The 24,066-nt window shown below is 68.3% G+C and carries 26 protein-coding genes; 16 read left to right on the top strand and 10 right to left on the bottom strand.

From position 1 onward, the window contains the following. Positions 1 to 105 precede the first annotated feature (105 nt). Both AC07U4_RS05265 and AC07U4_RS05270 read right to left on the bottom strand, forming a co-directional pair. Positions 106 to 1,185 (bottom strand): NAD(P)/FAD-dependent oxidoreductase, encoded by a 1,080-nt coding sequence (locus AC07U4_RS05265; protein WP_495194676.1) that lies wholly within the window; start codon positions 1,183 to 1,185, stop codon positions 106 to 108. Beyond that, positions 1,182 to 2,114, bottom strand: coding sequence for an alpha/beta fold hydrolase (locus AC07U4_RS05270; RefSeq protein ID WP_495194677.1), 933 nt, complete (start codon positions 2,112 to 2,114; stop codon positions 1,182 to 1,184). The genes AC07U4_RS05265 and AC07U4_RS05270 overlap by 4 nt, the downstream gene beginning before the upstream one ends. A 51-nt stretch (positions 2,115 to 2,165) precedes the next feature. Here AC07U4_RS05270 and AC07U4_RS05275 point away from each other — a divergent pair, with 51 nt between their 5' ends. The 9 genes from AC07U4_RS05275 (at position 2,166) to AC07U4_RS05315 (ending at position 11,820) form a co-directional block, all read left to right on the top strand. After that, positions 2,166 to 2,633, top strand: a complete 468-nt coding sequence (locus AC07U4_RS05275; RefSeq protein WP_495194678.1) for an A24 family peptidase — start codon at positions 2,166 to 2,168, stop codon at positions 2,631 to 2,633. 78 nt (positions 2,634 to 2,711) lie between these two features. After that, positions 2,712 to 3,746: a Flp pilus assembly protein CpaB gene (gene cpaB, locus AC07U4_RS05280; RefSeq protein WP_038660604.1), complete on the top strand. Its 1,035-nt coding sequence runs from the start codon at positions 2,712 to 2,714 to the stop codon at positions 3,744 to 3,746. Position 3,747: 1 nt separating this feature from the next. Beyond that, positions 3,748 to 5,331 (top strand): type II and III secretion system protein family protein, encoded by a 1,584-nt coding sequence (locus AC07U4_RS05285; RefSeq protein WP_495194679.1) that lies wholly within the window; start codon positions 3,748 to 3,750, stop codon positions 5,329 to 5,331. Positions 5,332 to 5,366: 35 nt separating this feature from the next. Beyond that, positions 5,367 to 5,999 (top strand): CpaD family pilus assembly protein, encoded by a 633-nt coding sequence (locus AC07U4_RS05290; protein ID WP_495194680.1) that lies wholly within the window; start codon positions 5,367 to 5,369, stop codon positions 5,997 to 5,999. Further along, entirely contained in the window at positions 5,999 to 7,273 is a 1,275-nt protein-coding gene (locus tag AC07U4_RS05295; RefSeq protein WP_038660609.1) for a CpaE/TadZ family protein, read from the top strand. Before AC07U4_RS05290 ends, AC07U4_RS05295 begins: the two co-directional genes overlap by 1 nt. A gap of 10 nt (positions 7,274 to 7,283) precedes the next feature. Next, positions 7,284 to 8,255, top strand: a complete 972-nt coding sequence (locus tag AC07U4_RS05300; protein WP_495194681.1) for a type II secretion system F family protein — start codon at positions 7,284 to 7,286, stop codon at positions 8,253 to 8,255. 19 nt (positions 8,256 to 8,274) lie between these two features. Beyond that, positions 8,275 to 9,258 carry a type II secretion system F family protein gene (locus AC07U4_RS05305; protein WP_171009555.1) on the top strand — a complete coding sequence of 328 codons (984 nt, stop codon included), beginning with the start codon at positions 8,275 to 8,277 and terminating at the stop codon, positions 9,256 to 9,258. 467 nt (positions 9,259 to 9,725) lie between these two features. Next, on the top strand, positions 9,726 to 10,109 hold the full coding sequence (locus tag AC07U4_RS05310) for a hypothetical protein (RefSeq protein ID WP_038660624.1): 384 nt from the start codon (positions 9,726 to 9,728) through the stop codon (positions 10,107 to 10,109). A gap of 64 nt (positions 10,110 to 10,173) precedes the next feature. Then, positions 10,174 to 11,820 (top strand): thiamine pyrophosphate-binding protein, encoded by a 1,647-nt coding sequence (locus AC07U4_RS05315; RefSeq protein WP_495194682.1) that lies wholly within the window; start codon positions 10,174 to 10,176, stop codon positions 11,818 to 11,820. Here the strand turns inward: AC07U4_RS05315 and AC07U4_RS05320 are convergent. The 5 genes from AC07U4_RS05320 to thiS all read right to left on the bottom strand — a co-directional run bounded on the left by AC07U4_RS05320 (position 11,817) and on the right by thiS (position 14,605). After that, positions 11,817 to 12,683, bottom strand: a complete 867-nt coding sequence (locus AC07U4_RS05320) for a type 1 glutamine amidotransferase (RefSeq protein WP_495194683.1) — start codon at positions 12,681 to 12,683, stop codon at positions 11,817 to 11,819. The genes AC07U4_RS05315 and AC07U4_RS05320 overlap by 4 nt on opposite strands. After that, complete coding sequence (locus tag AC07U4_RS05325; protein ID WP_038660633.1) at positions 12,680 to 12,874, bottom strand: hypothetical protein; 195 nt, start codon at positions 12,872 to 12,874, stop codon at positions 12,680 to 12,682. Before AC07U4_RS05325 ends, AC07U4_RS05320 begins: the two co-directional genes overlap by 4 nt. Positions 12,875 to 12,946: 72 nt before the next feature. Beyond that, positions 12,947 to 13,231: a hypothetical protein gene (locus AC07U4_RS05330; protein ID WP_038660635.1), complete on the bottom strand. Its 285-nt coding sequence runs from the start codon at positions 13,229 to 13,231 to the stop codon at positions 12,947 to 12,949. A gap of 79 nt (positions 13,232 to 13,310) precedes the next feature. Further along, on the bottom strand, positions 13,311 to 13,493 hold the full coding sequence (locus AC07U4_RS05335) for a CsbD family protein (RefSeq protein ID WP_038660638.1): 183 nt from the start codon (positions 13,491 to 13,493) through the stop codon (positions 13,311 to 13,313). Positions 13,494 to 13,597: 104 nt separating this feature from the next. After that, positions 13,598 to 14,605, bottom strand: coding sequence for a sulfur carrier protein ThiS (thiS, locus tag AC07U4_RS05340; RefSeq protein WP_137899606.1), 1,008 nt, complete (start codon positions 14,603 to 14,605; stop codon positions 13,598 to 13,600). Positions 14,606 to 14,945: 340 nt separating this feature from the next. Between thiS and aroQ the strand changes: the two genes are divergently transcribed. From aroQ to AC07U4_RS05375, 7 genes are all read left to right on the top strand, one after another. Next, entirely contained in the window at positions 14,946 to 15,380 is a 435-nt protein-coding gene (gene aroQ / locus AC07U4_RS05345; protein WP_495194684.1) for a type II 3-dehydroquinate dehydratase, read from the top strand. A gap of 14 nt (positions 15,381 to 15,394) precedes the next feature. Beyond that, positions 15,395 to 15,895: an acetyl-CoA carboxylase biotin carboxyl carrier protein gene (gene accB / locus AC07U4_RS05350; protein ID WP_038660644.1), complete on the top strand. Its 501-nt coding sequence runs from the start codon at positions 15,395 to 15,397 to the stop codon at positions 15,893 to 15,895. A 3-nt stretch (positions 15,896 to 15,898) separates the two neighbouring features. Beyond that, positions 15,899 to 17,248 carry an acetyl-CoA carboxylase biotin carboxylase subunit gene (gene accC, locus AC07U4_RS05355; RefSeq protein WP_038660647.1) on the top strand — a complete coding sequence of 450 codons (1,350 nt, stop codon included), beginning with the start codon at positions 15,899 to 15,901 and terminating at the stop codon, positions 17,246 to 17,248. A 171-nt stretch (positions 17,249 to 17,419) separates the two neighbouring features. Next, positions 17,420 to 17,761, top strand: coding sequence for an arsenate reductase family protein (locus tag AC07U4_RS05360; protein WP_495194685.1), 342 nt, complete (start codon positions 17,420 to 17,422; stop codon positions 17,759 to 17,761). A gap of 178 nt (positions 17,762 to 17,939) precedes the next feature. Then, positions 17,940 to 18,278: a P-II family nitrogen regulator gene (locus AC07U4_RS05365; protein WP_495194686.1), complete on the top strand. Its 339-nt coding sequence runs from the start codon at positions 17,940 to 17,942 to the stop codon at positions 18,276 to 18,278. 96 nt (positions 18,279 to 18,374) lie between these two features. Beyond that, positions 18,375 to 19,787 (top strand): type I glutamate--ammonia ligase, encoded by a 1,413-nt coding sequence (glnA, locus tag AC07U4_RS05370; protein WP_137899601.1) that lies wholly within the window; start codon positions 18,375 to 18,377, stop codon positions 19,785 to 19,787. A gap of 150 nt (positions 19,788 to 19,937) precedes the next feature. Further along, the gene (locus AC07U4_RS05375) at positions 19,938 to 21,284 is read left to right on the top strand and encodes a glycoside hydrolase family 27 protein (protein ID WP_495194687.1); all 1,347 of its coding nucleotides are present in this window, start codon (positions 19,938 to 19,940) and stop codon (positions 21,282 to 21,284) included. Positions 21,285 to 21,288: 4 nt separating this feature from the next. On the opposite strand, the gene AC07U4_RS05380 is transcribed toward AC07U4_RS05375, so the two are convergent. Genes AC07U4_RS05380 through gnd form a run of 3 tightly spaced genes read right to left on the bottom strand, consistent with a single transcriptional unit; the run spans position 21,289 to position 23,833 of the window. Beyond that, entirely contained in the window at positions 21,289 to 22,035 is a 747-nt protein-coding gene (locus AC07U4_RS05380; RefSeq protein WP_038660660.1) for an HAD-IIB family hydrolase, read from the bottom strand. Then, positions 22,032 to 22,853 (bottom strand): Cof-type HAD-IIB family hydrolase, encoded by an 822-nt coding sequence (locus AC07U4_RS05385; RefSeq protein WP_495194688.1) that lies wholly within the window; start codon positions 22,851 to 22,853, stop codon positions 22,032 to 22,034. Before AC07U4_RS05385 ends, AC07U4_RS05380 begins: the two co-directional genes overlap by 4 nt. Then, positions 22,850 to 23,833 (bottom strand): phosphogluconate dehydrogenase (NAD(+)-dependent, decarboxylating), encoded by a 984-nt coding sequence (gene gnd / locus AC07U4_RS05390; RefSeq protein ID WP_038660666.1) that lies wholly within the window; start codon positions 23,831 to 23,833, stop codon positions 22,850 to 22,852. The genes AC07U4_RS05385 and gnd overlap by 4 nt, the downstream gene beginning before the upstream one ends. Between the last annotated feature and the right edge of the window lie 233 nt (positions 23,834 to 24,066).

The following is a 24,066-nucleotide window of genomic DNA, read 5'->3' on the forward strand; positions in this document are numbered from 1 at the left end:
AGGGGGAGGATGGGGTGGTAGCCGCCAATTTTGCTCCCGCCCTATCCTCCCCCTCCACCACTCGGCTGACGCCGAGCGGTCCCCCTCCCCCTTGCGGGGGAGGATTTAAGCGAACCGCCCCGCGGCATAGCGCGCGACGTCGACCCCCTCGAACCCCGCCGGCAGGGCCGTCCCCAGCAACAGGCTCGCCGCCACCGCCGCGCCGGCGGGCGCGGTCTGGATACCGAAGCCGCCCTGCCCCGCGCACCAGAACAGCCCCGCCACCGCCGGATCGAAGCCGTACACCGGCAACCGGTCCGGCGCGAAACTGCGCAATCCCGCCCAGCGCCGCTCGACTGCCGCGACCCGCCAGTCGACCACGCCCTCGAACCGGTCGACCGCCAATGCGACGTCGATCTCCTCGGGCGCGACGTCGTGCGGATCGACCGGCGTCTCGTCGTGCGGACTCAGCCACAGCCGCCCCGCCTCCGGCTTGAAATAGAACCGCCCCGCGATATCGGCGACATGCGGCAGATCGGCGCCCGCGGGCGGATCGGTGCGCAACTGCACCATCGTCCGCCGATAGGGCTGGATGCCGAGCGGCGCCGCCCCCAGCCGCACGGCGATGCGATCGGCCCAGGCCCCCGCCGCATTCACCAGCACGCGCGCGCGATACGTCCCCGCCGGCGTCGCGATCGTCCAGATGCCGTCGGCACGCCGCGCCTCGTCCAGCCCGGCGCGCGTCGCGATCGCTCCACCGGCGCGGCGAAATCCAGCCAGATAGGCGGCATGGAGCGCCGCGACATCGATATAGGCGCAGCTCGGCTCGTGCACGCCTAGCGTCCATTCGGGCCGCAGCCCCGGCACGAACGCGGCGGGATCGACGCGGTCGAGCACCACCGCGGTCCCCTCGAACGCGGCGAGGAAGGCGTCGACCCGCCCGGCATCCGCCGCCCGCCCGATATGCAGCGACCCCAGCGGCGCGAGATAGCCGCCGCCGCGCAACGCCGCTTCGGAGGCGCTGGTCAGCGGCTGGATGCCCGGCCCGCCATAGGTCTCCGACCAGAAGGCGGCCGAGCGCCCGGTGCTGTGATAGCCCGCCTGCGCCTCCGCCTCGAGCAGCAGCACGCGGGCGTGCGGCGCGAGCGCGGCGGCGAGGCTGGCGCCGGCGATCCCCGCGCCGATGATCGCGACATCGTGGATCATCGCAGCCGGTCCAGGAACGCGTCGATCGCGTCGAAGGCACGCCGCCGCACCGCATCGTCCTCGCGCAGGATCTCATGCGCCGATTCGGCACCGAAGCGAACCAGCTCGACCCGCGGCAGCCGCGCCGCCAGCCGCACCGCGGCGCGGGCATCGACCAGTCGGTCGGCATCGGCGACCAGCATCAGGATCGGCACCGCGAGCGCCGCCAGCCGCGGGTCGGCCTGCAGCCGCGCGCCCGAGTCGAACGCCTCGAGCACCCACGCCCAGCTCGGCGGCCCGAGCAGCAGCGACGGATCGCGCGCATACCAGAAGGCCTCGTCGGCATAGCGATCGAGGGAATGGGTGAGCCGCTGCTGGCGATGGCCGGCGGACGCCTTGCCCGGCCGCACCGTCCACGCCGGCCGGGCGGGATCGCCGATCTTCGTCATCGCCCAGGCGACCGCACGACCGGCCCGCGCGCCGGGCGGTGAGCGCACGCCGATCATCGGCGACACCAGCACCGCCGCATCGGGCACGACGCCGCCGTCGAGCATCGCGCGCAGCGCCAGATGCCCGCCCATCGAATGGCCGAGCAGCACCGCCGGTCCGCTCCCCTCGCGCGTCCAGTCGCGCCAGAAGGCGGTGAGATCGCCCACCCACGCGTCGAAACTGGCGGCATGGCCGACGTGCGGATCGGCGGCGAGCCGCCCGGAGCCGCCCTGCCCGCGCCAGTCGAACGCGGTCACCGACCAGCGCCGGGCATGCAGGTGGCGGATCGTCTCGAGGAATTTCTCGATGATGTCCGCGCGGCCGCCCTGCACCAGGATACGCCCGCGGGCGTCGGGATGCGGCCAGTCGAAGCGGCGGTGGCGCCAGCCGTCGGGCGCCCGCCATTGCGTCAGGCGCGAATCGGCGGGCAGGTCGCGGCGCAGCTCGGCTTGGTCGGTCATCGTTGCTTTGGTTACGGTTTCGCAAGCCATGCCGTCTACCTGTCGCGTCCGATGGGATGGGATAGTCTATTGATCGCGGCGCTGGCCGTCACGCTCGGCGGCCTGCTCGTCGCCGCGGGAATCGAGGATGCCCGCACCCGCGAGATCGCCAATGGCAAGAATGCGGCGATCGCGCTGCTCGCGCCGCTGTGGTGGTGGGCGATGGGGCTCGGCTGGGGCGACGTCGCGGTGCAATTGCTTGTCGCGGCGATCGTCTTCGCGGCGTTCGTCGGCGCCTTCGCCTGCGGCTGGATGGGCGGCGGCGACGTCAAGATGATCGGCGCGCTCGCCTTGTGGCTGCCGCTCGGCGGCCTGTTGCAGATGCTGATGCTGATGTCGGTGCTCGGCGGCGCGATCACCGTCGCGATGATGATCGAGCGCCGCTGGCAGCGCCGAATCGGCGAGGTCGAGGTGCCTTATGGCGTCGCAATCGCCGCGGCGGCGCTGCTCGCGCTGCCCGCCACTCTGCCATCCCTTTGAAGACGAACCGGATTTTAACCAGTCCGCGGCCAAGATGGCCCAATCAACCACCGGTGCGCTGAAAGGCCCGTTGAGACCATGGATAGTCGCAAGATCGTTTTGCTGGTGGGCGCGTTGCTCGTCGCCGGCATCACGGCATTTTTCGCCCGCTCGTTGCTCGTCGGCGCCTCCGCGCCGCAGGCGGTGGCAATGGGCGCCCCCGCCCCGGTCGTCGTCACCGGCCCGGAAGTGCTGGTCGCGACCCGCGCGCTGCCCGTCGGCACGATCCTCGACGCCACCGCGCTCAAGTTCCAGCCCTGGCCGCAGCAGCTCGTCGACAATGCCTATTATCTCAAGGCGGGCACCGACGTGGCGAAACTGACCGGCACCGTGGTGCGCAACGCGATCACCGCCGGCCAGCCGGTCACCCGCGGCGCTTTGGTGTCGCCGGGCGACCGCGGCTTCCTCGCCGCCGCGCTCGGGCCGGGCATGCGTGCGGTCACCGTCAGCGTGTCGAGCCAGGCGGCGGTCGCCGGCTTCGTCTTCCCCGGCGACCGCATCGACCTCGTCCTGACCCAGACCGTCAACGGCGGCGGCGACGGCCAGCCGCTCAAGGTGTCCGAGACGATCATGCGCAACGTCCGCGTGCTCGCCACCGACCAGCGCACCGACAATGTCGTCGGCGAGGACGGCAAGTCGAAGGTCACGAGCTATTCGACGGTGACGCTGGAGGCGACGCCGAAGATGGCCGAACAGGTCGCGGTGGCGCGCACGATCGGCGAATTGTCGCTGTCGCTGCGCGCGCTCGCCGACAATTCGACCGAACTCGAAGAGGCGATCGCCAGCGGCGCGGTCAAGGTGCCCGACGGCGACCCGCGCGCCGAAAAGGCGATGATGCTGCGCCTCGCCACCCAGCCGCAGACCGGCGGCACCACCTTCGCCACCGGCGCCGACGTCTCGCGCTTCCAGCGCAGCACCGTGCCGGCACGCGCACCGGCCGCCGGCACCCCGATGGGCACCGGCACCGCACCGGGTGGCGCGCCCGGCGCCGGCGGCGCGACGATCCAGGGCCCGGCCGTGCGGATCGCCCGCGGCAACACCGTGACCGTCGTTCCGGTCGGAGGGAAAAACTGACATGCCTCTCGTCCACCCCCTCCGCACCCGCTGCGGCCGCACCGCCGCCGTCGCGCTGGCGCTCGCCACCACGGTCGCCGCGCCGCTCGCCATCGCCGATGCGCGCGGCACCGGTGCCGATGCCGCGGTCGCCGGCGGCAGTTCGTCGGTCGTCCAGGTCAACACCGGCCGCGGCCGGCTGGTGACGCTGTCGCGACCGATGAGCGACGTCTTCGTCGCCGATGACAGCATCGCCGACGTCCAGGTCCGCTCGCCGACGCAGCTCTACATCTTCGGCAAGAAGACCGGCGAGACGACGATCTCCGCCACCACCCGCGGCGGCGCGGTCGTCTATGCGACCACCGTCCGCGTCGGCAACAACCTCGATTCGATCGCGGCGATGCTCCAGCTCGCGATGCCCGACGCGCGGCTCGTCGCGACGCCGATGAACGGCATCGTGCTGCTCACCGGCACCGTCGCCGGCCCCGGTGACGCCGCCGAGGCCGAACGGCTGGTCCAGGCCTATGTCGGCGACGCGACCAAGGTGCTCTCGCGCCTCAAGACCGCGACCCCGCTGCAGGTCAATCTGCAGGTCCGCATCGCCGAGGTCAGCCGGACGTTCATCAAGAACGTCGGCGTCAACCTCGGTTCGGTCGACTCGACCGGCGGGTTCAAATTCGGCATTGGTCGCGGCGGCGTCAGCCCTCAATATACGCCGGGTTTCCCGCTGGCGACCGGCTTCAACACAGGTACGAATACCACCCTGATCCCGAACGGCAGCTCCGGCTCGACGCTCGGCCTCGCCGGCAGGCTGCTCGGCCTCGACCTGCTCGCTGCGGTCGATCTCGGCGAGACGCTGGGTCAGGTGACGACGCTCGCCAACCCCAATCTCACCGCCTTGTCGGGCGAGACCGCGACCTTCCTCGCCGGCGGCGAGATCCCGATCCCGCTCTCCGGCGGACTCGGCACCGTCACCGTCGAGTACAAGCAATATGGCGTCAGCCTCGCCTATACGCCGACGGTGCTGTCCGACGGCCGCATCTCGCTGCGCGTCCGTCCCGAGGTGTCGCAGATCGACAATGCCAATGCGGTCAGCGTCGGCGGCACCCGCGTTCCCGGCATCACCACCCGCCGCGCCGAGACGACGCTGGAGCTCGGCTCGGGCCAGAGCATGATGATCGGCGGCCTGCTGTCGAACAGCCACGGCAACAACATCGACAAGACGCCGTTCCTCGGCGACCTGCCGATCATCGGCTCGCTGTTCCGCTCGACCAACTTCCAGCGCAACGAGACCGAGCTGGTCATCATCATCACCCCCTATCTGGTGAAGCCGGTGAGCGATCCCGCCCAGATCGCGCTGCCGCACGACGGCTATCGCGCGCCGAGCGATGCCGCACGCATCCTGCTCGGCGAGGTCGGTTCGGGTGGCAACGGTCCGCGTCCGGTGCCGACGATGGTCCCCGGCGGCCAGCCGCCCGCGCCGACGATCGGCGCCGCCGCGGCGGTGCCGCCGGTGCCGCAGCGTCAGCCGGCCCCCGCCGCCGCCGATCCGCGCGCCACGTCGAAGAAGAAGGGCGCCGTCCCCGCCCCCGGATTTTCCAACTGATGCCCGCGCCGGCCCCGACCAAGGACAAGGCTCCGATGACCAAGCACAAGCTGCTCCTCGCCACCCTGCCCGCGCTGCTTCTCGGCGGCTGCATGGGCACCACCAACCGCGGCCTCGAATCGGTCCACCAGCCGGTCGTCGCACGCAGCGATTACGCGCTCGACCTCGCCACCGCCGGGGCCGGCCTCGCCGCCGGCGAAGGCCGCCGGCTCGCCGGCTGGATGGACACGATGCACCTCGGCTTCGGCGACAAGGTCGCGATCGACGAGAGCGCCGACGGCGCCGGCCGCGCGCGCGACGAGATCGCCGCCGTCGTCGCCAGTTACGGCCTGCTGCTCTCCGACGACCGGCCGGTGACCGCCGCGCCGGTGACGCCCGACACGCTGCGCGTCGTCGTCAGCCGCATGCACGCCAGCGTGCCCGGCTGCCCCGACTGGAGCCGCAATTCGAGCAACGAATTCGACGCCAACACCTCGTCCAACTACGGCTGCGCCATCAACGCCAACCTCGCCGCGATGATCGCCCGCCCGAGCGACCTGATCTCCGGCACCGATGCGCAGCCGCTCGTCGACACCGCAGCCAACACCAAGGCGATCGACACCTATCGCAAGAAGGCGCCGACCGGCGCCGCCGCGCTGCAGGCGACCAGCGCCCGCGGAGCCAATTGATGAACGCTCCCTGGAAACCCGCCGGCCTCTCGACGCGCGAGCCGTTCGCCGCCTACGTCTGCGACGAGACCACCGCCGAAACGCTGCGCCCGATCGCCGCCGAACTCGGCTGGTCGGTCGACAAGGTCTACAAGGGCGGGCTGCGCAACGCCGTCCAGTCGTTGTCGGTCTCGGCCAGCCCGCAGATCCTGCTCGTCGATCTCGCCGAATCGGGCGACCCGCTCAGCGACATCAACGGCCTCGCCGAAGTGTGCGAGCCCGGCACGGTGGTGATCGCCGCCGGCCAGGTCAACGACGTGCGCCTCTACCGCGACCTGATCGCCAGCGGCATCCAGGATTATCTGCTCAAGCCGCTCCATCCCGACGCGATGCGCGAGGCCTTCGGTCACGCGCAGGCGATGCTCAACGCCCCCAAGCTCGCCGAGGCCAGCATCGACCGGCCGCATTGCGCGATCGCCGTCATCGGCACGCGCGGCGGCGTCGGCGCGTCGACCGTCGCCACCTCGACCGCCTGGCTGCTCGCCGAGCGCGAGAAGCGCACCACCGCATTGCTTGATCTCGACGTCCATTTCGGCACCGGCGCGCTGACGCTCGATCTCGAGCCCGGCCGCGGCCTCACCGACGCGATCGAGAATCCCAGCCGCATCGACGGCCTGTTCATCGAACGCGCGATGGTCAAGGCGACCGAGAAGCTTGCCGTCCTCTCCGCCGAGGCACCGATCAACGCACCATTGGTTACCGACGGCGCCGCTTTCTATCAGTTGCAGGAAGAGATGCGCGCCGCCTTCGAGGCGACGGTGGTCGATTTGCCGCGTGCGATGCTGGTCCAGCACCCGCAGCTCATCAGCGACATCCAGGCCGCGGTGATCGTCACCGAACTCACCCTCGCCTCGGCGCGTGATACGATCCGCATTCTGTCGTGGCTCAAGACGCATGCGCCGCAGACGCACCTCACCGTCGTCGCCAACCGCGTCCACCCCGCCGCGCAGCTCGAGATCAGCCGCAAGGATTTCGAAAGCTCGATCGAGCGCAAGATCGACTTCCTCGTCCCCTTCGACCAGAAACTGGCGGCGCAATCGGCCAAGCTTGGCAAGCCGCTCGCCGAGGCGGGCAAGAACACCAAGACGATCGCACCGCTGATCGACCTCACCCGCCACGTCCTCAACGCCGGCGAGGAACTCGTCGCGGGCAGCGGCGACGGCAAGACGCGCAAGAAGGGCAAGTCGCTGATCGGCGGCTTCTCCGCGTTGCTGCCGCGCCGCGCCAAGAAATAGCGTCGCGGCGATGGACCTCTTCCCTCTCGCGATGGTGCTGCTCGGCGGCGGACTGGCGATCGCCTTGGTCGCCTTCGCGCTCGCCGGCCCGTCGCCGCAGCGCGCGCAGACGCGCCGCGTCGCCGCGATGCGGATGCGGCACGGCGACTTCGCGGTGGTCGAATCGCAGATGCGGCGCATCGCCGCCGGCCGCGTCCAGACCCGCACCGACCTCGCGGTCGGCCGGCTGCTGCCCAATCCGGCGCAGCTCGCCCACCGGCTGGCGATGACCGGCAAGGACTGGAGCGTCGGCCGCTACGGCATGGTCAGCGCCGGGCTGATCGTCATCGTCGCCGGGCTGCTGATGCTCAAGGGCGCGCCGTTCCTCTTCGCCCTGCTGTTCGGCGTCGCGGTCGGCGCCGGCGTGCCGCATTGGATGGTCGGCTATTTCATCCGCCGCCGCGTCACCCGCTTCACCGCCAAATTCCCCGATGCGATCGAATTGCTCGTCCGCGGCCTGCGCTCGGGCCTGCCGGTCAGCGAGACGATCGGCGTCGTCGGCAACGAGGTGGAGGGGCCGGTCGGCGAGGAATTCCGCATGGTCTCCGACAAGATGAAGATCGGCATGTCGATGGACGCGGCCTTGCAGGACACCGCCGACCGGCTCGGCACGCCCGAATTCCAGTTCTTCGTCATCACCATCGCGATCCAGCGCGAGACCGGCGGCAATCTCGCCGAAACGCTCGCCAATCTCGCCACGGTGCTGCGCCAGCGCGGCCAGATGAAATTGAAGATCAAGGCGATGTCGTCCGAATCCAAGGCGTCGGCCTATATCGTCGGGTCGCTGCCGTTCATCGTCTTCGGGATGATCTGGATGATCAACGCCGGCTATATGCAGGGCTTCTTCTCCGAACCGCGGCTGATCATCGCCGGCATCGGCGGCCTGCTGTGGATGGGGATCGGCGTATTCATTATGGCCAAGATGGTCAGCTTCGAAATCTGATGGCCGGGGGCGAATAGACATGCAGGCTTCCGGACCGACGCTGATGGGCATCGACGTGCTCTGGGTCGCGACCATCCTGTCGGGGGTCGCCGCCTTCGCGGTGATGCTCGCCATCTATACGGTGATGCGCACCGTCACCGATCCGATGACCAAGCGCGTCAAGGCGCTCAACGAACGCCGCGAACAGCTCAAGGCCGGCATCACCGCCTCGACCAAGCGCCGCGCCAAGCTGGTCCAGCGCAGCGACACCACCGACTGGATGCGCGGCCTGCTCTCGTCGCTCAAGGTGTTGCAGGACAGCCAGGTCAAGGACGCGCAGCTCAAGCTGATGCGCGCCGGCATCCGGTCGAAGGAATGGGCGGTCGGCGTCATCTTCGGCCGGCTCGCGCTGCCGATCGTGTTCGGCGGGCTGATGGTGGTCGTCGTCTACGGGCTCGACTATTTCCCCGACTGGTCGCCGTTCAAACGCTATGCGCTCGTCGCGGTGACCTTCATCCTCGCCTACAAGGCGCCGGACATCTATCTGAAGAACAAGATCACCAAGCGCAGCGACGCGATCCGCAAGGGCCTGCCTGACGCGCTCGACCTGCTGGTGATCTGCGCTGAGGCGGGCCTGACCGTCGACGCCGCCTTCCACCGCGTCGCCAAGGAACTCGGCCGCGCCTATCCCGAACTCGGCGACGAATTCACGCTGACCGCGATCGAACTCGGCTTCCTCACCGAGCGGCGGCAGGCGTTCGAGAATCTCGCCACCCGCGTCGACCTCGACGCGATCCGCGGCGTCGTCACGACGATGGTGCAGACCGAGAAATACGGCACGCCGCTCGCCTCGGCGCTGCGCGTGCTGTCCGCCGAATTCCGCAACGAACGCATGATGCGCGCCGAGGAGAAGGCCGCGCGCCTGCCGGCGATCATGACGATCCCGCTGATCCTCTTCATCCTCCCGACGCTGTTCATCGTCATCCTCGGCCCCGCCGCCTGCTCGATCAGCGACGCCTTCTAGGGATCCCCACACCACCGTTCGCCCTGAGCCTGTCGAAGGGCAGGTGAGACCCGATCCGGCTCCACATCATATCCATCACCCCGGACGTGTTCGAACCTCCCGCGAAACGCCACCAGTGCTCCTGCGAAAGCAGGAGCCCAGGAGTCCGAAACGCCGAAAGCCGTTTCTGCTTGGCCCTGGGTTCCTGCTTTCGCAGGAACACTGCGCAGATCTGCCGGAGCCTGCTGTCCTACACCCGCCCCAAATGCTAAAGAGCTTCCCCCCACACGCTCTTTCTCATCGCCATCGATCAGCACGTTTCCGGAAACGATAAACCCGGATCGTTTCCATTCAGGTGTCCATCTTGTCCACGTTCGGCGCCTAACCCATTCCACCGCAACGACACCGCTTCCACGCAGCGTGACGCTCCCGGCCCGATGAACCAACCCCCGCCGCGCTCGTTATGCACCCGTAACAGGGAGGCTCGGATGCTGTTCACCACCACCACGCAGTTCGTCGCTTTGGCATTGTGCCTCGTCGCCGGCTGGTTCTTCGGGCTCGCCAGCCACGGCGGTGGCCGCAAGTGGAAGACGCGCTATGCCGACGAGCGCGAGGCGCATGCCGGCTATCGCAAGCAGGGCGACGCCGCGCTTGTCGACGCCAACCGCCGCATCGCCGAGCTGGAGCGCGAGAACGACCGTCTCGCCCGCGCTGGCGAAACCGTCCCGGTCGCCGCCGCCCCCGTCGCCGCCGCACCGACCATCGGGGAGCGTCTCACCGGCAGTGCCCGCCCGGTGCGCACCGTCCGCCCCGCCTATCCCGCCGGCAACCGCCCCGGCTGGTTCGATTTCGGCGACCGTTCGCGCGTCTGACGCGACCGCCGCGCCCGGATCGCCGCCGCTCGACTTCCGCGGCGTGACCGGGCAAGATCGCATCATGGAGACCATCTCGCGCACCGGCGGCCAAATTCTGGTCGATCAATTGCTTGCACAGGGTTGTGAGCGGATTTTCACGGTGCCGGGGGAAAGCTTCCTCGCCGTGCTCGACGCGCTCCACGACGCGCCGGACATCGCGACGGTGGTCTGCCGGCAGGAAGGCGGCGCGGCCTATATGGCCTGCGCCGACGGCACGCTCACCCACCGCCCCGGTATCGCCTTCGTGACGCGCGGGCCGGGTGCGACCAATGCCGCGATCGGCGTCCATGTCGCGCGGCAGGATTCGCAGCCGCTGATCCTCTTCATCGGCGACGTCGACCGCACCACCCGCGACCGCGAGGCCTTCCAGGAAATCGATTTTCCCGCGATGTTCGCCCCGATCGCCAAATGGGCGGCGCGGATCGACGATGCCACGCGCATCCCCGAATATGTCGCCCGCGCCTATGCGGTGGCGATGAACGGCCGGCCCGGCCCAGTGGTGCTGGCGCTGCCCGAGGACATGCTGCGCGACACCGCCGCGGTCGCCGACCGGCCCCGTGTCGAACGCCTGCCGCAGGGCTGCGACGAAGCCCCGCTCGAACAGCTCACCGATCTGCTCGCCACCGCCGAACGGCCGCTCGCGATCGTCGGCGGCGCCGGCTGGGACGGCGTCGCCGCGCAGGATTTCGCCGCCTGGGCCGATCGCACCGGCGTCCCCGTCGCCACCGCCTTCCGCCGGCAGGATGCCATCCCCAACGCCTGCCCCAGCTACGCCGGCAATCTCGGCTACGGCCCCAATCCGGCGCTCGTCGCGCGGGTGAAGGATGCCGACCTGCTGATCGTCGCGGGCGCGCGGCTCGGCGAGGCGACGACCGACGGCTATACGCTGATCACCCCCGATCACCCCGGCCAGCGCCTCGTCCACGTCCATCCCGATGCGAACGAACTCGGCATGACCTATCGCACCGATCTGGCGATCTGCGCCGGCATGGCCGAATTCGCCGAGGCGCTGGTCGCGCTCGACGGCCCGCCCCATCCCGGCGGTGCCGAGGCGCATGCCGAGTGGCTGCAATGGTCCACGCCCGCGCCGCGCGACGGCGTCACGATGGACCTCGGCCCCTGCGTCGCCGCGATGCGCGAACAGCTCCCCGCCGATACGATCATCTGCAACGGCGCCGGCAATTACAGCGGCTGGTGGCACCGCTATTGGCACTATCCCGCCCCCGGCACGCAGCTCGCGCCGACCGCCGGGGCGATGGGCTACGGCCTGCCCGCCGCGGTCGCCGCCGCGCTCCGCTATCCCGAGCGGCAGGTGGTCGCGCTTGCCGGCGACGGCTGCTTCCTGATGAACGGTCAGGAACTCGCCACCGCCGTCCAGCACGATGCGCAGCTGCTGGTGCTGGTCGTCGACAACCAGGCCTATGGCACGATCCGCATGCACCAGGAGCGCGAATATCCCGGCCGCGTCGCCGCCACCACGCTCGCCAACCCCGATTTCGCCGCGCTCGCCCGCGCCTACGGCTGCTGGGCCGAGACCGTCGAGCGCACCGGCGATTTCGCCCCCGCACTCGCCCGAGCGATCGAACAGCGCGGCGTCCGCCTGCTCCACCTGCGCACCGACGTCGATGTGATCACCCCCGCCACCACGCTCGGTAAGCGATCGGCCTAGCCCCGCCCGCGCGCCGCGCGGGTCGGCACCACCAGCCGGTCGAGGAAATTGCGCAACTCGGTCATCCGCGTGCGCGGCTCGGTCACCTGCTCGTCGAGACCCAGCCGCCACGCCAGATCGCGCCGGTCGGGCGCCTCGTGCAACGCCTCGACCAGCGCCGCATGCGTCGCCACGTCGAGCGCGTCGCGCGCCAGCCCCAGCGCGACCAGATCGTCCGCCTGCCGCCGTAGCGCCGCCGCGACCTCGCGCAGCGAGATTTCGGGATGATATTGCACGCCCCAGAAGATGCCGCCGTCGTGGCGGATCTCGGCCGCCTGCACCTCGGTGACGCCGTTCGAGGCGAGCAGCCTGCCGCCCGCGGGCAGGGTCGCCACCTCGTCGCTATGCACCGCCGGCACGTCATAGGCCGGCGGCCGACCGGCGAGCAGCGGATGATCCTGCCCCGCCGGCTGCCGCACGATGCGCCGTGCGAACCCCGCCTCGCGTCGCGCGCCCATCGCCCGCACGGTGCCGCCCGCCGCGACGACCGCGACCTGCAAGCCCGCACACGACCCGAACGCCGGTGTCCCCGACCGATAGACCGCGCGCATGAAGTCGATCTCGCGCCGCGCCTCGGGCGTGTCCTCGTAAAGATGAAGCGGCGAACCGGTCAGGATCACCCCGTCATAGCCGTCGAGCCCGCCCGCCGGCGCCGCCGCATCGTGATCCGCCGGCTTGACCCGCTCGCAGACCGCATCGGGGAACAGCGCGCCGAGCCGCTTGAGGAACGTCTCGCCCGAGCTGCGCCCGACGCTCTCGCGCCGCGTTTCGCACGCCGCCGGCGGCTCGCTTTCGGCCACCAGCAACCGCAAGGGCATCGTCATCCGTCGGCCGGTTTCGTCGTCACGGTCCTGCCGCGCTCGATCAGCGCGTCGATCGCCTCGGTCTCCAAACGCCCCGCCGTGATCAGCGCGGCCTCCGGCGTCAGCGACACGGCGACCCCATCGGGGCCATCGACGATGATCTCACCATGTTCATGGCTGACCGAGGACGGAGTGTTGTACGGCGTGGTCATTAGACACTAACAAGCCATATTAACCGATGTGTCCGTCACTAGGACAAAATTGTCCTCGGTCAGGCCATGCGGTCAGCGCAGCTTGTCGCTGCCGTTGATCAACGCGGCCTTCTCGCCGTCCGACATCGCGGCGGCGTTGACGTCGGCATCGTCAATCGCATCCGCCTGCTGGCTCGCGCTCTTGCGCTCGGCCTTGGCCTGATCCTCGAGATTGTCCGCCTGCGCTTCGAGCGAGTCGGCACGGTTGTCGGCCGCGGCCTTGACGTCGCTGCCCAGCTTGTCGTCGCCCTTGCCGCCGCATGCGGCGAGCGACAGCGCCATCGCGCCTGCGCTCAGCGCGATCATCATCTTCTTCATCTGCGTCGTCCCTGTTGGATATGGAAAGGGCCGCCCCGCTTCCCCGGGACGGCCCTTTGCCGGTCATCTCACCCGAAGGTCAGATGTTGTCGCCGAGCGCGCCCTTGACGCCGCCCTTGAACTTCTCGCCCTTGCCTTCGGCCTGCTGGGCCTTGCCCTCTGCGGTCAGGCTGGCATCGTCATTGTGCTTGCCGATGGCTTCCTTGGCGTTGCCGATGGCTTCGTTGACGGTGCCTTTGATCTTGTCGGTGAGCTCGCCCATGAGGACCTCCTGCTATGACCGCGCCCCGCCAACCGGGCCGCTTGATCTACAGCAAGGACAACGGGTTGGGAACGGACCGGTTCCGTGACAAATGCGTCAGGCGGTCAGATCAGCCCGGCGAGCGGGCTTGACGGATCGGCATAGCGGCGCTGCCCCATCCGCCCGGCGCGATAGGCGAGCCGCCCCGCCTCCACCGCCGACCGCATCGCCGCCGCCATCATCACCGGGTCCTTCGCCTCGGCGATCGCGGTGTTCATCAGCACGCCGTCGCAGCCCAGCTCCATCGCCACCGCCGCGTCCGACGCGGTGCCGACCCCGGCGTCGACCAGCACCGGCACGCCCGCGCCCTCGACGATCAGCCGGATCGTGATGCGGTTCTGGATGCCCAGCCCCGACCCGATCGGCGCGCCCAGCGGCATGATCGCCACCGCGCCGGCATTCTCCAGCCGCTTCGCCGCGATCGGATCGTCGACGCAATAGACCATCGGCTTGAAGCCTTCGTTGGCGAGGATCTCGGTTGCGCGCAGCGTCTCGTGCATGTCGGGATACAGCGTCTTCGCCTCGCCCAGCACCTCGAGCTTGACGAGGTCCCAGCCGCCCGCCTCTCGCGCCAGCCGCAGCGTACGGATCGCGCTCTCCGCGTCGAAACAGCCCGCGGTGTTGGGCAGATAGGTGACCTTCTTGGGATCGATGAAATCGGTCAGCATCGGCGCGTTGGGATCGCTGACGTTGACCCGGCGCACCGCGACGGTGACGATCTCCGCCCCCGATGCTTCGAGCGCGGCGGCGTTCTGCGCGAAATCCTTGTATTTGCCGGTGCCGACGATCAGCCGCGACCGGAACGTCCGCCCCGCCACCGTCCAGCTGTCGTCCGCGATCGGCTTCTGATGATCGCCGCCGCCGACGAAATGGACGATCTCGATATCGTCGCCGTCCTCGACCCGCACGTCCTTCAGCGTCGAGCGCGGCACGACCTCGAGATTGCGCTCGACCGCGACCTTCTCCGGCACCAGCCCCAGCTCGGTAGCCAGTTCGGCGAGGCTCAGCCCCGCATTGACGCGCTTGTGCGCGCCGTTGACCGTGATCGAAACCGTTCCGTCGCTATGGGGCATCAGGCTTAACTCCTTGGCGCCCCATCTAGGCGCGTGATCGTCGGTGTCCACCTTCGCAAGGCTGATTCACGCGAAGGCGCGAAGGCGCGAAGGAAGTAGCTTTGTTCGCGCAGAGGCGCGGAGGCGCAGAGATGGCTTGCCCGCGGCAGCGGGCTTTCCCTCTTCCGGGCGACCGTAGATAGCCGCTGCGCGGGAAAGGACTGAGATCGTCCCGCGCGCGCCCTCTCTGCACCTCCGCGCCTCTGCGCGAACCAACCCTTTTCCTTCTTCGCGCCTTCGCGCCTTCGCGTGAAAACAGACCGTCTTTGCACCGTCCGCCGAACAACGATAAGCCCGCGCTATGACCGACACCATCTTCGTCCTCAACGGCCCCAACCTCAACCTGCTCGGCACGCGCGAGCCCGAGATCTACGGTTCCGACACGCTCGACGACATCGCCGGCCAGCTCGAGGATCGCGCCCGCGAACTGGGGTTGGAAATCGACATGCGACAGTCGAACCACGAAGGCCATCTGGTCGACTGGCTGCACGAGGCGCAGGCACGCCGTGCCAAGGCGGTGATCCTCAACGCCGGTGCCTTCACGCACACGTCGATCGCCGTCCACGACGCGATCAAGGGCATCAGGACCCCGGTCATCGAGGTGCATCTCTCCAACCCGCACAGCCGCGAAGACTTCCGCCACGTCAGCTTCGTCGGCCGCGCTGCGAAGGGAACCATCGCCGGTTTCGGTGCGCTCTCCTACACCCTTGCGCTTGAAGCCGCGGCGCGCTTCTGACAGGAGGCTCCCCCATGACCGACCAGACCAACTCCGGGGCCCAGACCCAATCGATGCAGGTTGACGTGAACCTCGTGCGCCAGCTCGCCGAACTGCTCGACGCCACCCACCTCACCGAGATCGAGGTGGAGGAAGGCGACCGCAAGATCCGCGTCGCGCGCAAGGCCGCCGCCGTCGCCGCACCCGTCCAATATGCGCCGCAGCCGATGGCCGCCGCGCCCGCGCCCGCCGCGGCCCCCGTCGCCGCCGAGGCCGGCGCGATGGCACCGACCGTCAGCACCGCCAATGCGGTCAAGTCGCCGATGGTCGGCACCGCCTATCTCTCCGCCGAGCCGGGCGCCAAGCCGTTCGTCGCGGTCGGCAGCACCGTCGCCGCGGGCGACACGCTGCTGATCGTCGAGGCGATGAAGGTGATGAACCCGATCACCGCGCCGACCGCGGGCACCGTCCGCCAGATCCTGATCGAGAACGGCCAGCCGGTCGAGTTCGACCAGCCGCTCGTGGTGGTCGAGTAAGGCATGCGCCCGATCAAGAAGCTGCTGATCGCCAACCGCGGCGAGATCGCGCTACGCATCCATCGTGCCTGCCACGAAATGGGCATCACCACCGTCGCGGTCCATTCCACCGCCGACGCGGATGCGATGCACGTGCGCCTCGCCGACGAGGCGATCTGCATCGGGCCGCCGGCGGCGACCGACAGCTATCTCAACATCCCCAACATCATCTCGGCCGCCGAGATCAGCGGCGCCGACGCGATCCACCCCGGCTACGGCTTCCTCAGCGAGAACGCGCGGTTCGCCGAGATCGTCGAGATGCACGACCTGCTGTTCGTCGGTCCCAAGCCCGAACATATCCGCACGATGGGCGACAAGGTCGAGGCGAAGCGCACCGCGGGCGCGCTCGGCCTGCCGCTCGTCCCCGGCTCTGACGGCGCGATCAGCGACGTCGCCGAGGCGAAGGCGCTGGCGGCGGAGATCGGCTATCCCGTCATCATCAAGGCGGCGAGCGGCGGTGGCGGCCGCGGCATGAAGGTGTGCACCGGCCCCGAGCATCTCGAAACGCTGATGCAGCAGGCCGGCACCGAGGCGAAGGCGGCGTTCGGCGACGCCACCGTCTATATGGAAAAGTATCTCGGCAACCCCCGGCATATCGAATTCCAGGTTTTCGGCGACGGCAACGGCAACGCCATCCATCTCGGCGAGCGCGACTGCTCGCTCCAACGCCGCCACCAGAAGGTGCTCGAAGAGGCCCCCTCCCCGGTCATAACCGCCGAGGAGCGCGAGCGGATGGGCGGCATCGTCGCCAAGGCGATGGCCGACATGGGCTATCGCGGCGCCGGCACGATCGAATTCCTGTGGGAAGACGGCGACTTCTACTTCATCGAGATGAACACCCGGCTGCAGGTCGAGCATCCCGTGACCGAGATGATCACCGGTCTCGACCTCGTCCGCGAACAGATCCGCATCGCCGAGGGCCATCCGCTGACGCTGCGGCAGGAGGACGTCCAGTTCCGCGGCCACGCGATCGAATGTCGCATCAACGCCGAGGACCCGCGTACCTTCGCCCCCTCGCCGGGTCTGGTGAAGCAATATCACGCGCCTGGCGGCATGCACGTCCGCGTCGATAGCGGCCTCTATGCCGGCTATCGCGTGCCGCCTTATTACGATTCGATGATCGCCAAGCTGATCGTCTACGGCACCACGCGTCAGGGTGCGCTGCGCCGCCTGCGCCGCGCGCTCGAGGAATTCGTGATCGAAGGCCCGACGACGACGATCCCGCTGCATCAGGCCTTGCTCGACGATCCGGAATTCCAGGACGGCCAATATACGATCAAGTGGCTGGAAGAATGGCTGGCCAAACAGGCCTGACCCAAAATCCTCCCCCGCCAGGGGGAGGGGGACCGCTCGGCGTTAGCCGAGTGGTGGAGGGGGAGGAAAAGGCGGGAGCGTTGTAACAAGGCTCCCACCCTTTCCTCCCCCTCCGTCAGCGCTTCGCGCTGCCACCTCCCCCTGGCGGGGGAGGAATGAAAGGCTCCTCCCATGAACGCCACCATCTACCACAATCCGCGCTGCGGCACGTCGCGCAACACGCTGGCGCTGCTCACCGACGCGGGCGCAGACGTCACCGTCATCGAATATCTCAAGCACCCGCCGACCGTAACGGAGCTTGCGCGGCTCTACGCCCGCGCCGGCATCAGCCCGCGCGACGGCCTGCGCCTCACCGAGCCCGACGCCAAGGCGCTCGCCGAGAGCGACGCGGACGACGCGACGATCCTCGAAACCATGACGATCAACCCGATCATCATCCAGCGCCCGCTGGTCGAGACCGACAAAGGCGTCGTCCTCGCCAGACCACCCGAAACCGTCCGCACGATCCTGTAACCCCATTCCTCCCGCCGCATCCCGCGGCAATGCCCGCGCAACGGGCAAACCGGCCGCATCTGCCCGTTTTCCAAGCAGCAATTCGCGCCGAATCCCGGTTGCCCCGAGGGCCTTGGGCTGGCACGTTTGGTGCACTGTCCGCGCTCGGAGCGCGGGCTCCGCTAGGGGGCATATTGCCGTGAAGAAGGTCGAAGCCATCATCAAGCCGTTCAAGCTGGATGAGGTGAAGGAAGCACTGCACGAGATCGGCGTCAGCGGCATCACCGTGACCGAGGCCAAGGGCTTCGGCCGCCAGAAGGGCCATACCGAACTCTATCGCGGCGCCGAATATGTCGTCGACTTCCTGCCTAAGGTGAAGCTCGAGGTCGTCGTCGACGACGCGCTCGCCGAGCGGGTGGTCGAGGCGATCGCCAATGCCGCGCAGACCGGCCGCATCGGCGACGGCAAGATCTTCGTCATCTCGGTCGAGGCCGCGCTGCGCATCCGCACCGGCGAACGCGACGAGGCCGCGATCTAAACCGTCACCGAACCGTCACCCCGATGTCCGTCGGGGTCGCCTAGTTACGACACGATCCCGGCCGTCGCCGGGGCACCGATAAGGAAAGAGCTGATCATGGCTGCCACCGCCAACGACATCCTGAACAAGATCAAGGAAGAAGAGATCGAGTGGGTCGATCTGCGCTTCACCGACCCCAAGGGCAAATGGCAGCATCTCACTATGGTCGCCGGCCTGATCGGCGAGGACGAGCTGACCGACGGCCTGATGTTCGACGGCAGCTCGATCGAGGGCTGGAAGGCGATCAACGAGTCCGACATGGTGCTCAAGCCCGATCTCGACGCGGTCTACACCGATCCCTTCTCGGCGACGCCGATGCTGATCGTATTCTGCGACGTCGTCGAGCCCTCGACCGGCGAGCTCTACGCCCGCGATCCGCGCTCGACCGCCAAGCGCGCCGAGGCCTATCTAAAGACGACCGGCATCGGCGACACCGTGTACGTCGGGCCGGAAGCCGAATTCTTCATGTTCGACAACGTGCAGTTCGACACGAACTATGCCGCGTCCTATTTCAAGATCGACGATATCGAGCTGCCGACCAATACGGGGCGCGAATATGAGGGCGGCAACCTCGGCCACCGTCCGCGCGCCAAGGGCGGCTATTTCCCGGTCGCGCCGGTCGACAGCGCCGTCGATATCCGCGGCGAGATGGTCTCGACGATGATCGAGATGGGCCTCCCCTGCGACAAGCATCACCACGAGGTCGCCGCCGCGCAGCACGAGCTCGGCATGACCTTCGGCACACTGACCACCACCGCCGACCGCATGCAGATCTACAAATACGTCGTCCACCAGGTCGCGCACGCCTATGGCAAGTCGGCGACGTTCATGCCGAAGCCGATCAAGGAAGATAACGGCTCGGGCATGCACACGCACTTCTCGATCTGGAACGGCAAGACGCCGCTGTTCGCGGGCGAAGGCTATGCCGGCCTGTCGGAGATGTGCCTGTTTTTCATCGGCGGCATCATCCGTCACGCCAAGGCGGTCAACGCCTTCACCAACCCGACTACCAACAGCTACAAGCGGCTGGTGCCGGGTTACGAAGCGCCGGTGCTGCTCGCCTATTCGGCGCGCAACCGTTCGGCCTCCTGCCGCATCCCCTATGGCACCGGCCCCAAGGCGAAGCGCGTCGAGATCCGTTTCCCCGACGCGATGGCCAACCCCTATCTCGCTTATGCGGCGCTGATGATGGCGGGCATGGACGGCATCCAGAACAAGATCCATCCGGGCGAGGCGATGGACAAGAACCTGTACGACCTGCCGCCGGCAGAACTCGCCCAGGTGCCGACCGTCTGCGGTTCGCTGCGCGAGGCGCTCGACAGCCTGGAAGCCGATCACGACTTCCTGCTCAAGGGCGACGTCTTCTCGAAGGACCAGATCGAGGCCTATGTCGAGATCAAGCGCGGCGAGGTCGCCCGTTGGGAAATGACCCCGTCGCCGGTCGAGTACGATATGTATTACAGCGCGTAAGACGTACCACCCCCGATCCGTTGGTGCTGAGCCTGTCGAAGCACCATGGGACGCAAGGCCCTCCGACAAGCTCGGGGCAAACGGGGTGATTTGTTAGAATAGGAAGGGCGCCCGCAACGATCGGGCGCCCTTTTGCTTTGGAGAGGACTGATGACCCAGCCGCATCTCAACCGCCGTGCCCTGCTCGGCGCCGGCACCGCTGCCGCTTTTGCCGCGACCACTGCCGGCACGGCATCGGCGGCGACCGCCCCCCTCGCCCCGCGCCCGCCGATGGGCTGGAACAGCTGGAACAGCTTCGCGACGACGATCAACGAGGCGCAGGCCCGCGAGACCGCCGCGATCATGCAGGCCAAGCTGCTCCCCTTCGGCTACGACGTCTTCACCATCGACATCCAATGGTACGAACCCGGCGCGTCGAGCTACACCTATAGCGACACGCCGCAACCGACATTGGACGGCTACGGCCGCCTGCTCCCCGCCCCCAATCGCTTCCCGTCGAGCGCAGGCGGCAAGGGGTTCGCGCCACTCGCCGCCGACGTGCATGCGATGGGCCTGCGCTTCGGCATCCATTTAATGCGCGGCATTCCGCGCCTCGCCGTCGAGCGCAACCTGCCCGTCTTCGGCACCCGCTACCGGGCGAAGGATATCGCCGACACGACGAGCATCTGCCCGTGGAACCCGGACATGTACGGCGTCGACATGACCCGCCCCGGCGCGCAGGCCTATTACGACAGCGTGTTTGCGCTCTATGCGAGCTGGGGCGTCGATTTCGTCAAGATGGACGACATGAGCCGCCCCTATGACGCGCACGCCCCGGAGATCGAGGCGGCACATGCCGCGATCCAGCGTAGCGGCCGACCGATCGTGCTCAGCCTGTCGCCCGGCGAGACGCCGGTGGCCCGCGCCGACCACGTCCGCCGCCATGCGCAGATGTGGCGGATCAGCGACGATTTCTGGGACGAATGGTCGATGCTGGAGGCGCAATTCACAAGGCTGGAGAATTGGCACGCGGTCGACACCAGCGGCGGCTGGCCCGATGCCGACATGCTGCCGCTCGGCCAGCTCGCGCTCGGCGCCCGCACGACCAAATTCACCCCCGACGAACAGCGCACGCTGATGACCTTATGGGCGATCGCCCGCTCGCCCCTCATCATGGGCGGCGACCTGCGCCACCTCGACGCCCCGACGCTGGCGCTGCTCACCAATCGCGCGGTGCTCGCGGTCAATCAGGCGAGCCGCGACAACCGCCCGCACTTCGTCGCCGACGGCACGCGCATCTGGTCGGCGCGCCCGGTGGATGGCGGAGGCGTCTACGTCGCGCTGTTCAACACGACAGCGAAAGCGATGGAGGTCGGCCTGCCACTCGCGATGCTGGGACTGCCGGCGACGGTGACCGCGACCGACCTGTGGGCCGGACAGACGATCGGCCGGGCAAGCCATCGCTTCACCCGGCCGATCCCGCCCCATGGTGCGGGGCTGTATCGATTACAGCCCTGAGGGCTTATTTCTGGCAGGCGACGATCGCGGTGACGACCGAGATCGTTTCTTCCGGGTCGCGGACGCGCACCGTGTCGAGGCCGAGCTCCTTCGCCGGATAGTCGTTGCCGCCCGGGAAGATCGCGTCGCCGATGAACATCATGCTGTCCAACGGAATGCCGCTCTCGTCGCGCAGCTTCTTGAGGCCATAGGCCTTGTCGACGCCCTCACGCGTGATGTCGATCGAGGTCGCGCCACCCATGTTGATCGACAGGCCCGGCAGGCGCTGCTTGAGATCGGCCTGAATGACCTTGCGCTTCTCGAACTTGGGATCCCAATGCTCCTTCTCCTTGATCGGCGCTTCCTGGCCGAGCGCGGAGAAGGTGATCTGGCTGCCGCGATCCTCGATCCGCTCACCCCAGGTCTGTTCGGGGGTGAAACCAGTCGCCTCGAGCGATTCGTCGAACGCCTTGAGGATCTTGGCCTTGGTCTCGTCGTCGAACAATTCGGCATAGACCGACGTCCACTGACCGTCACGATAGGTGTAGAGCTTGGTGCCGGTGGTCGGCATCAGCCACAGCTTCGACAGATCGGCGCGCGCCGGCAGGCGGCTCGCCACCTGCTTCTGGAACTGCGGCCAGTCGCCGCCCGAGATCACCGCGACATGCGCCACGCCAAGCAGGTCGGCGAGCGCTTCGCCCATCGGCTCCTGCAGGGGCTGCTTGCTCTCGGCCAGCGTTCCGTCGAGGTCGAAGGCAACCAGTTGTTTCATGCAGCCACTCCAATGCGGGGAAAGATGATGGTGTCGATCGCGTGCGCGACGCCGTCCGCGTCATTGCCGCTCGTAACCTCATGAGCAATAGACTTAACTGGATCGGGGGCGTTGCCCATGGCAATTGCGAGCCCGGCGCGTTCCAACATCGGGACATCATTATATTGATCGCCCAGTACCGCGACCGCGGCGAGCGGCTGGTCGAACGTCTTGGCGAGCGCGATCAGCCCGTCGCCCTTGTTGGCCGCCAGCGCGGTGACGTCGAGATAATAGACCTGGCTCTGCACGATCGTCGCATCCGCGCCATGCGCTGCCTTGCAGCGTTCGGCGAGGGTGGCGAGCATCGCATGATCGTCGCTGACGAAGGTGATCTTGTCGGCATGGTCGAGCAGATCGGCGAAATCGCTGGTGACGATCGGGTCCTGATTGGACGCGCGCCGCTCACTGTCGACATGCGCGCCGACATCGGTCGAGGCATACCAGAGGTTGTCGGCGAAGACCCAGACGTCGACCGGACTGTCGGCGGCGATCGCCATCACGCCGCGCGTCACCGCCTCGTCGACGATATGATGTTCGGCGACGCTGCCGTCCCGGCGGAAGATGATGCCGCCGTTGAACGCGGCCATCGGCGCGTCGATCGCCAGCGTCTCGGCGATCGGCAGGATGCCCGACATCGGACGTGCGCTGATGACGGTGAAACCGATTCCCGCCGCCTCGAGCCGGCGCACCGCCTCGGTCGTGGCGGGAGTGAGCGTCTTCTGCTTGTCGACGAGCGTGCCGTCGATGTCGGACACGACCAGCCGGATCGGCGGACTCACTGCGGCATCTCGACATGGCCGCCGAAGCCGAAGCGCATCGCCGACAGCACTTTGTCGCCATAGGTATGCTCGACGCGGCTGCGATAGCGCGCGAACAGCGAGGCGGTGAGCACGTTGGCCGGCACCTTCTCCTCCATCGCCGCATCGATCGTCCACTGGCCCTCGCCCGAATCGGCAACGCTGCCCGAGAAGCCTTCGAGCTTCTCGTCCTTGGCGAGCGCGATCGCGGTGAGATCGAGCAGCCATGACGAGATGACGCTGCCGCGGCGCCAGACTTCGGCGATATCGGTCATATTGAGGTCGAAGCGTTCGTCCTCGGGCAATTTGTCGCTGTTCTTCGACTTCAGGATGTCGAAGCCCTCGGCATAGGCCTGCATCAGGCCATATTCGATGCCGTTGTGGATCATCTTGACGAAATGGCCGGCGCCGGCGGGGCCGGCGTGGATATAGCCCTTTTCGGCGCGTTCATCGACGACGTCGGCGACGCGGCCCGGGGTGCGCGCAATGGTGCCGAGGCCCGGCGCGAGCGCATCGAAGATCGGGTCGAGCAGGTTGACCGTCTCGGTGTCGCCGCCGATCATCATGCAATAGCCGCGCTCCAGCCCCCAGACGCCACCCGAGGTGCCGACGTCGACATAATGGACGCCCTTTTCGGCCAGCGCCTTGGCGCGGCGGATATCGTCCTTGTAGAAGGTGTTGCCGCCGTCGATGACGATGTCGCCGTCCTTCGCGCCTTCGCCGATCGCGCCGATCGTGTCCTCGGTCGGGCCGCCGGCGGGGAGCATCACCCACCAGATCGCCGGGCTGTCGAGCTTCGCCCGCACGTCGTCGAGCGAATTGGCCGCCTCGGCGCCGTCCTTGGCGAGCGCCTGTACGGCGTCCGCGTTGCGGTCGTAGGCGACGATCTCATGCCCCGCCTGCATCAGCCGGCGCGCGATATTGCCACCCATGCGGCCGAGGCCGATCAGTCCGATCTTCATGCTTGCTGTCCTGCCGATTGTTATGATGCGTGATAAACGGGGCGGCGGCGTCGGAGTTGCGACGGGTCGCGAGACGCTGCGTTTCGCCGAAGGTCGCCGAGCTTGCGCGGTCGGGCTCGGAGCATCTCAGCTTCCCACCCGTCACCCCGGACTTGTTCCGGGGTCCACCGGGCCGCGGGGGTTTCGCCCGTACCTCCAGCCGTTCTCCCCGCCGCGGAGTAGACCCCGGAACA

It is taken from the genome of Sphingomonas sp. GW821-FHT02B09 (genome assembly GCF_059421875.1).

Excerpts from the sequence above, each read along its gene's own strand:
- AC07U4_RS05325 (WP_038660633.1), bottom strand. The coding sequence starts at position 12,874 with ATGACCACGCCGTACAACACTCCGTCCTCGGTCAGCCATGAACATGGT.
- AC07U4_RS05315 (WP_495194682.1), top strand. The coding sequence starts at position 10,174 with ATGGAGACCATCTCGCGCACCGGCGGCCAAATTCTGGTCGATCAATTG.
- aroQ (WP_495194684.1), top strand. The coding sequence starts at position 14,946 with ATGACCGACACCATCTTCGTCCTCAACGGCCCCAACCTCAACCTGCTC.
- AC07U4_RS05275 (WP_495194678.1), top strand. The coding sequence starts at position 2,166 with ATGGGATGGGATAGTCTATTGATCGCGGCGCTGGCCGTCACGCTCGGC.
- gnd (WP_038660666.1), bottom strand. The coding sequence starts at position 23,833 with ATGAAGATCGGACTGATCGGCCTCGGCCGCATGGGTGGCAATATCGCG.
- AC07U4_RS05320 (WP_495194683.1), bottom strand. The coding sequence starts at position 12,683 with ATGACGATGCCCTTGCGGTTGCTGGTGGCCGAAAGCGAGCCGCCGGCG.
- accB (WP_038660644.1), top strand. The coding sequence starts at position 15,395 with ATGACCGACCAGACCAACTCCGGGGCCCAGACCCAATCGATGCAGGTT.
- AC07U4_RS05290 (WP_495194680.1), top strand. The coding sequence starts at position 5,367 with ATGACCAAGCACAAGCTGCTCCTCGCCACCCTGCCCGCGCTGCTTCTC.
- glnA (WP_137899601.1), top strand. The coding sequence starts at position 18,375 with ATGGCTGCCACCGCCAACGACATCCTGAACAAGATCAAGGAAGAAGAG.
- AC07U4_RS05305 (WP_171009555.1), top strand. The coding sequence starts at position 8,275 with ATGCAGGCTTCCGGACCGACGCTGATGGGCATCGACGTGCTCTGGGTC.
- AC07U4_RS05335 (WP_038660638.1), bottom strand. The coding sequence starts at position 13,493 with ATGGGCGAGCTCACCGACAAGATCAAAGGCACCGTCAACGAAGCCATC.
- AC07U4_RS05295 (WP_038660609.1), top strand. The coding sequence starts at position 5,999 with ATGAACGCTCCCTGGAAACCCGCCGGCCTCTCGACGCGCGAGCCGTTC.
- accC (WP_038660647.1), top strand. The coding sequence starts at position 15,899 with ATGCGCCCGATCAAGAAGCTGCTGATCGCCAACCGCGGCGAGATCGCG.
- AC07U4_RS05310 (WP_038660624.1), top strand. The coding sequence starts at position 9,726 with ATGCTGTTCACCACCACCACGCAGTTCGTCGCTTTGGCATTGTGCCTC.
- cpaB (WP_038660604.1), top strand. The coding sequence starts at position 2,712 with ATGGATAGTCGCAAGATCGTTTTGCTGGTGGGCGCGTTGCTCGTCGCC.
- thiS (WP_137899606.1), bottom strand. The coding sequence starts at position 14,605 with ATGCCCCATAGCGACGGAACGGTTTCGATCACGGTCAACGGCGCGCAC.
- AC07U4_RS05265 (WP_495194676.1), bottom strand. The coding sequence starts at position 1,185 with ATGATCCACGATGTCGCGATCATCGGCGCGGGGATCGCCGGCGCCAGC.
- AC07U4_RS05360 (WP_495194685.1), top strand. The coding sequence starts at position 17,420 with ATGAACGCCACCATCTACCACAATCCGCGCTGCGGCACGTCGCGCAAC.
- AC07U4_RS05300 (WP_495194681.1), top strand. The coding sequence starts at position 7,284 with ATGGACCTCTTCCCTCTCGCGATGGTGCTGCTCGGCGGCGGACTGGCG.
- AC07U4_RS05270 (WP_495194677.1), bottom strand. The coding sequence starts at position 2,114 with ATGACCGACCAAGCCGAGCTGCGCCGCGACCTGCCCGCCGATTCGCGC.
- AC07U4_RS05330 (WP_038660635.1), bottom strand. The coding sequence starts at position 13,231 with ATGAAGAAGATGATGATCGCGCTGAGCGCAGGCGCGATGGCGCTGTCG.
- AC07U4_RS05375 (WP_495194687.1), top strand. The coding sequence starts at position 19,938 with ATGACCCAGCCGCATCTCAACCGCCGTGCCCTGCTCGGCGCCGGCACC.
- AC07U4_RS05285 (WP_495194679.1), top strand. The coding sequence starts at position 3,748 with ATGCCTCTCGTCCACCCCCTCCGCACCCGCTGCGGCCGCACCGCCGCC.
- AC07U4_RS05380 (WP_038660660.1), bottom strand. The coding sequence starts at position 22,035 with ATGAAACAACTGGTTGCCTTCGACCTCGACGGAACGCTGGCCGAGAGC.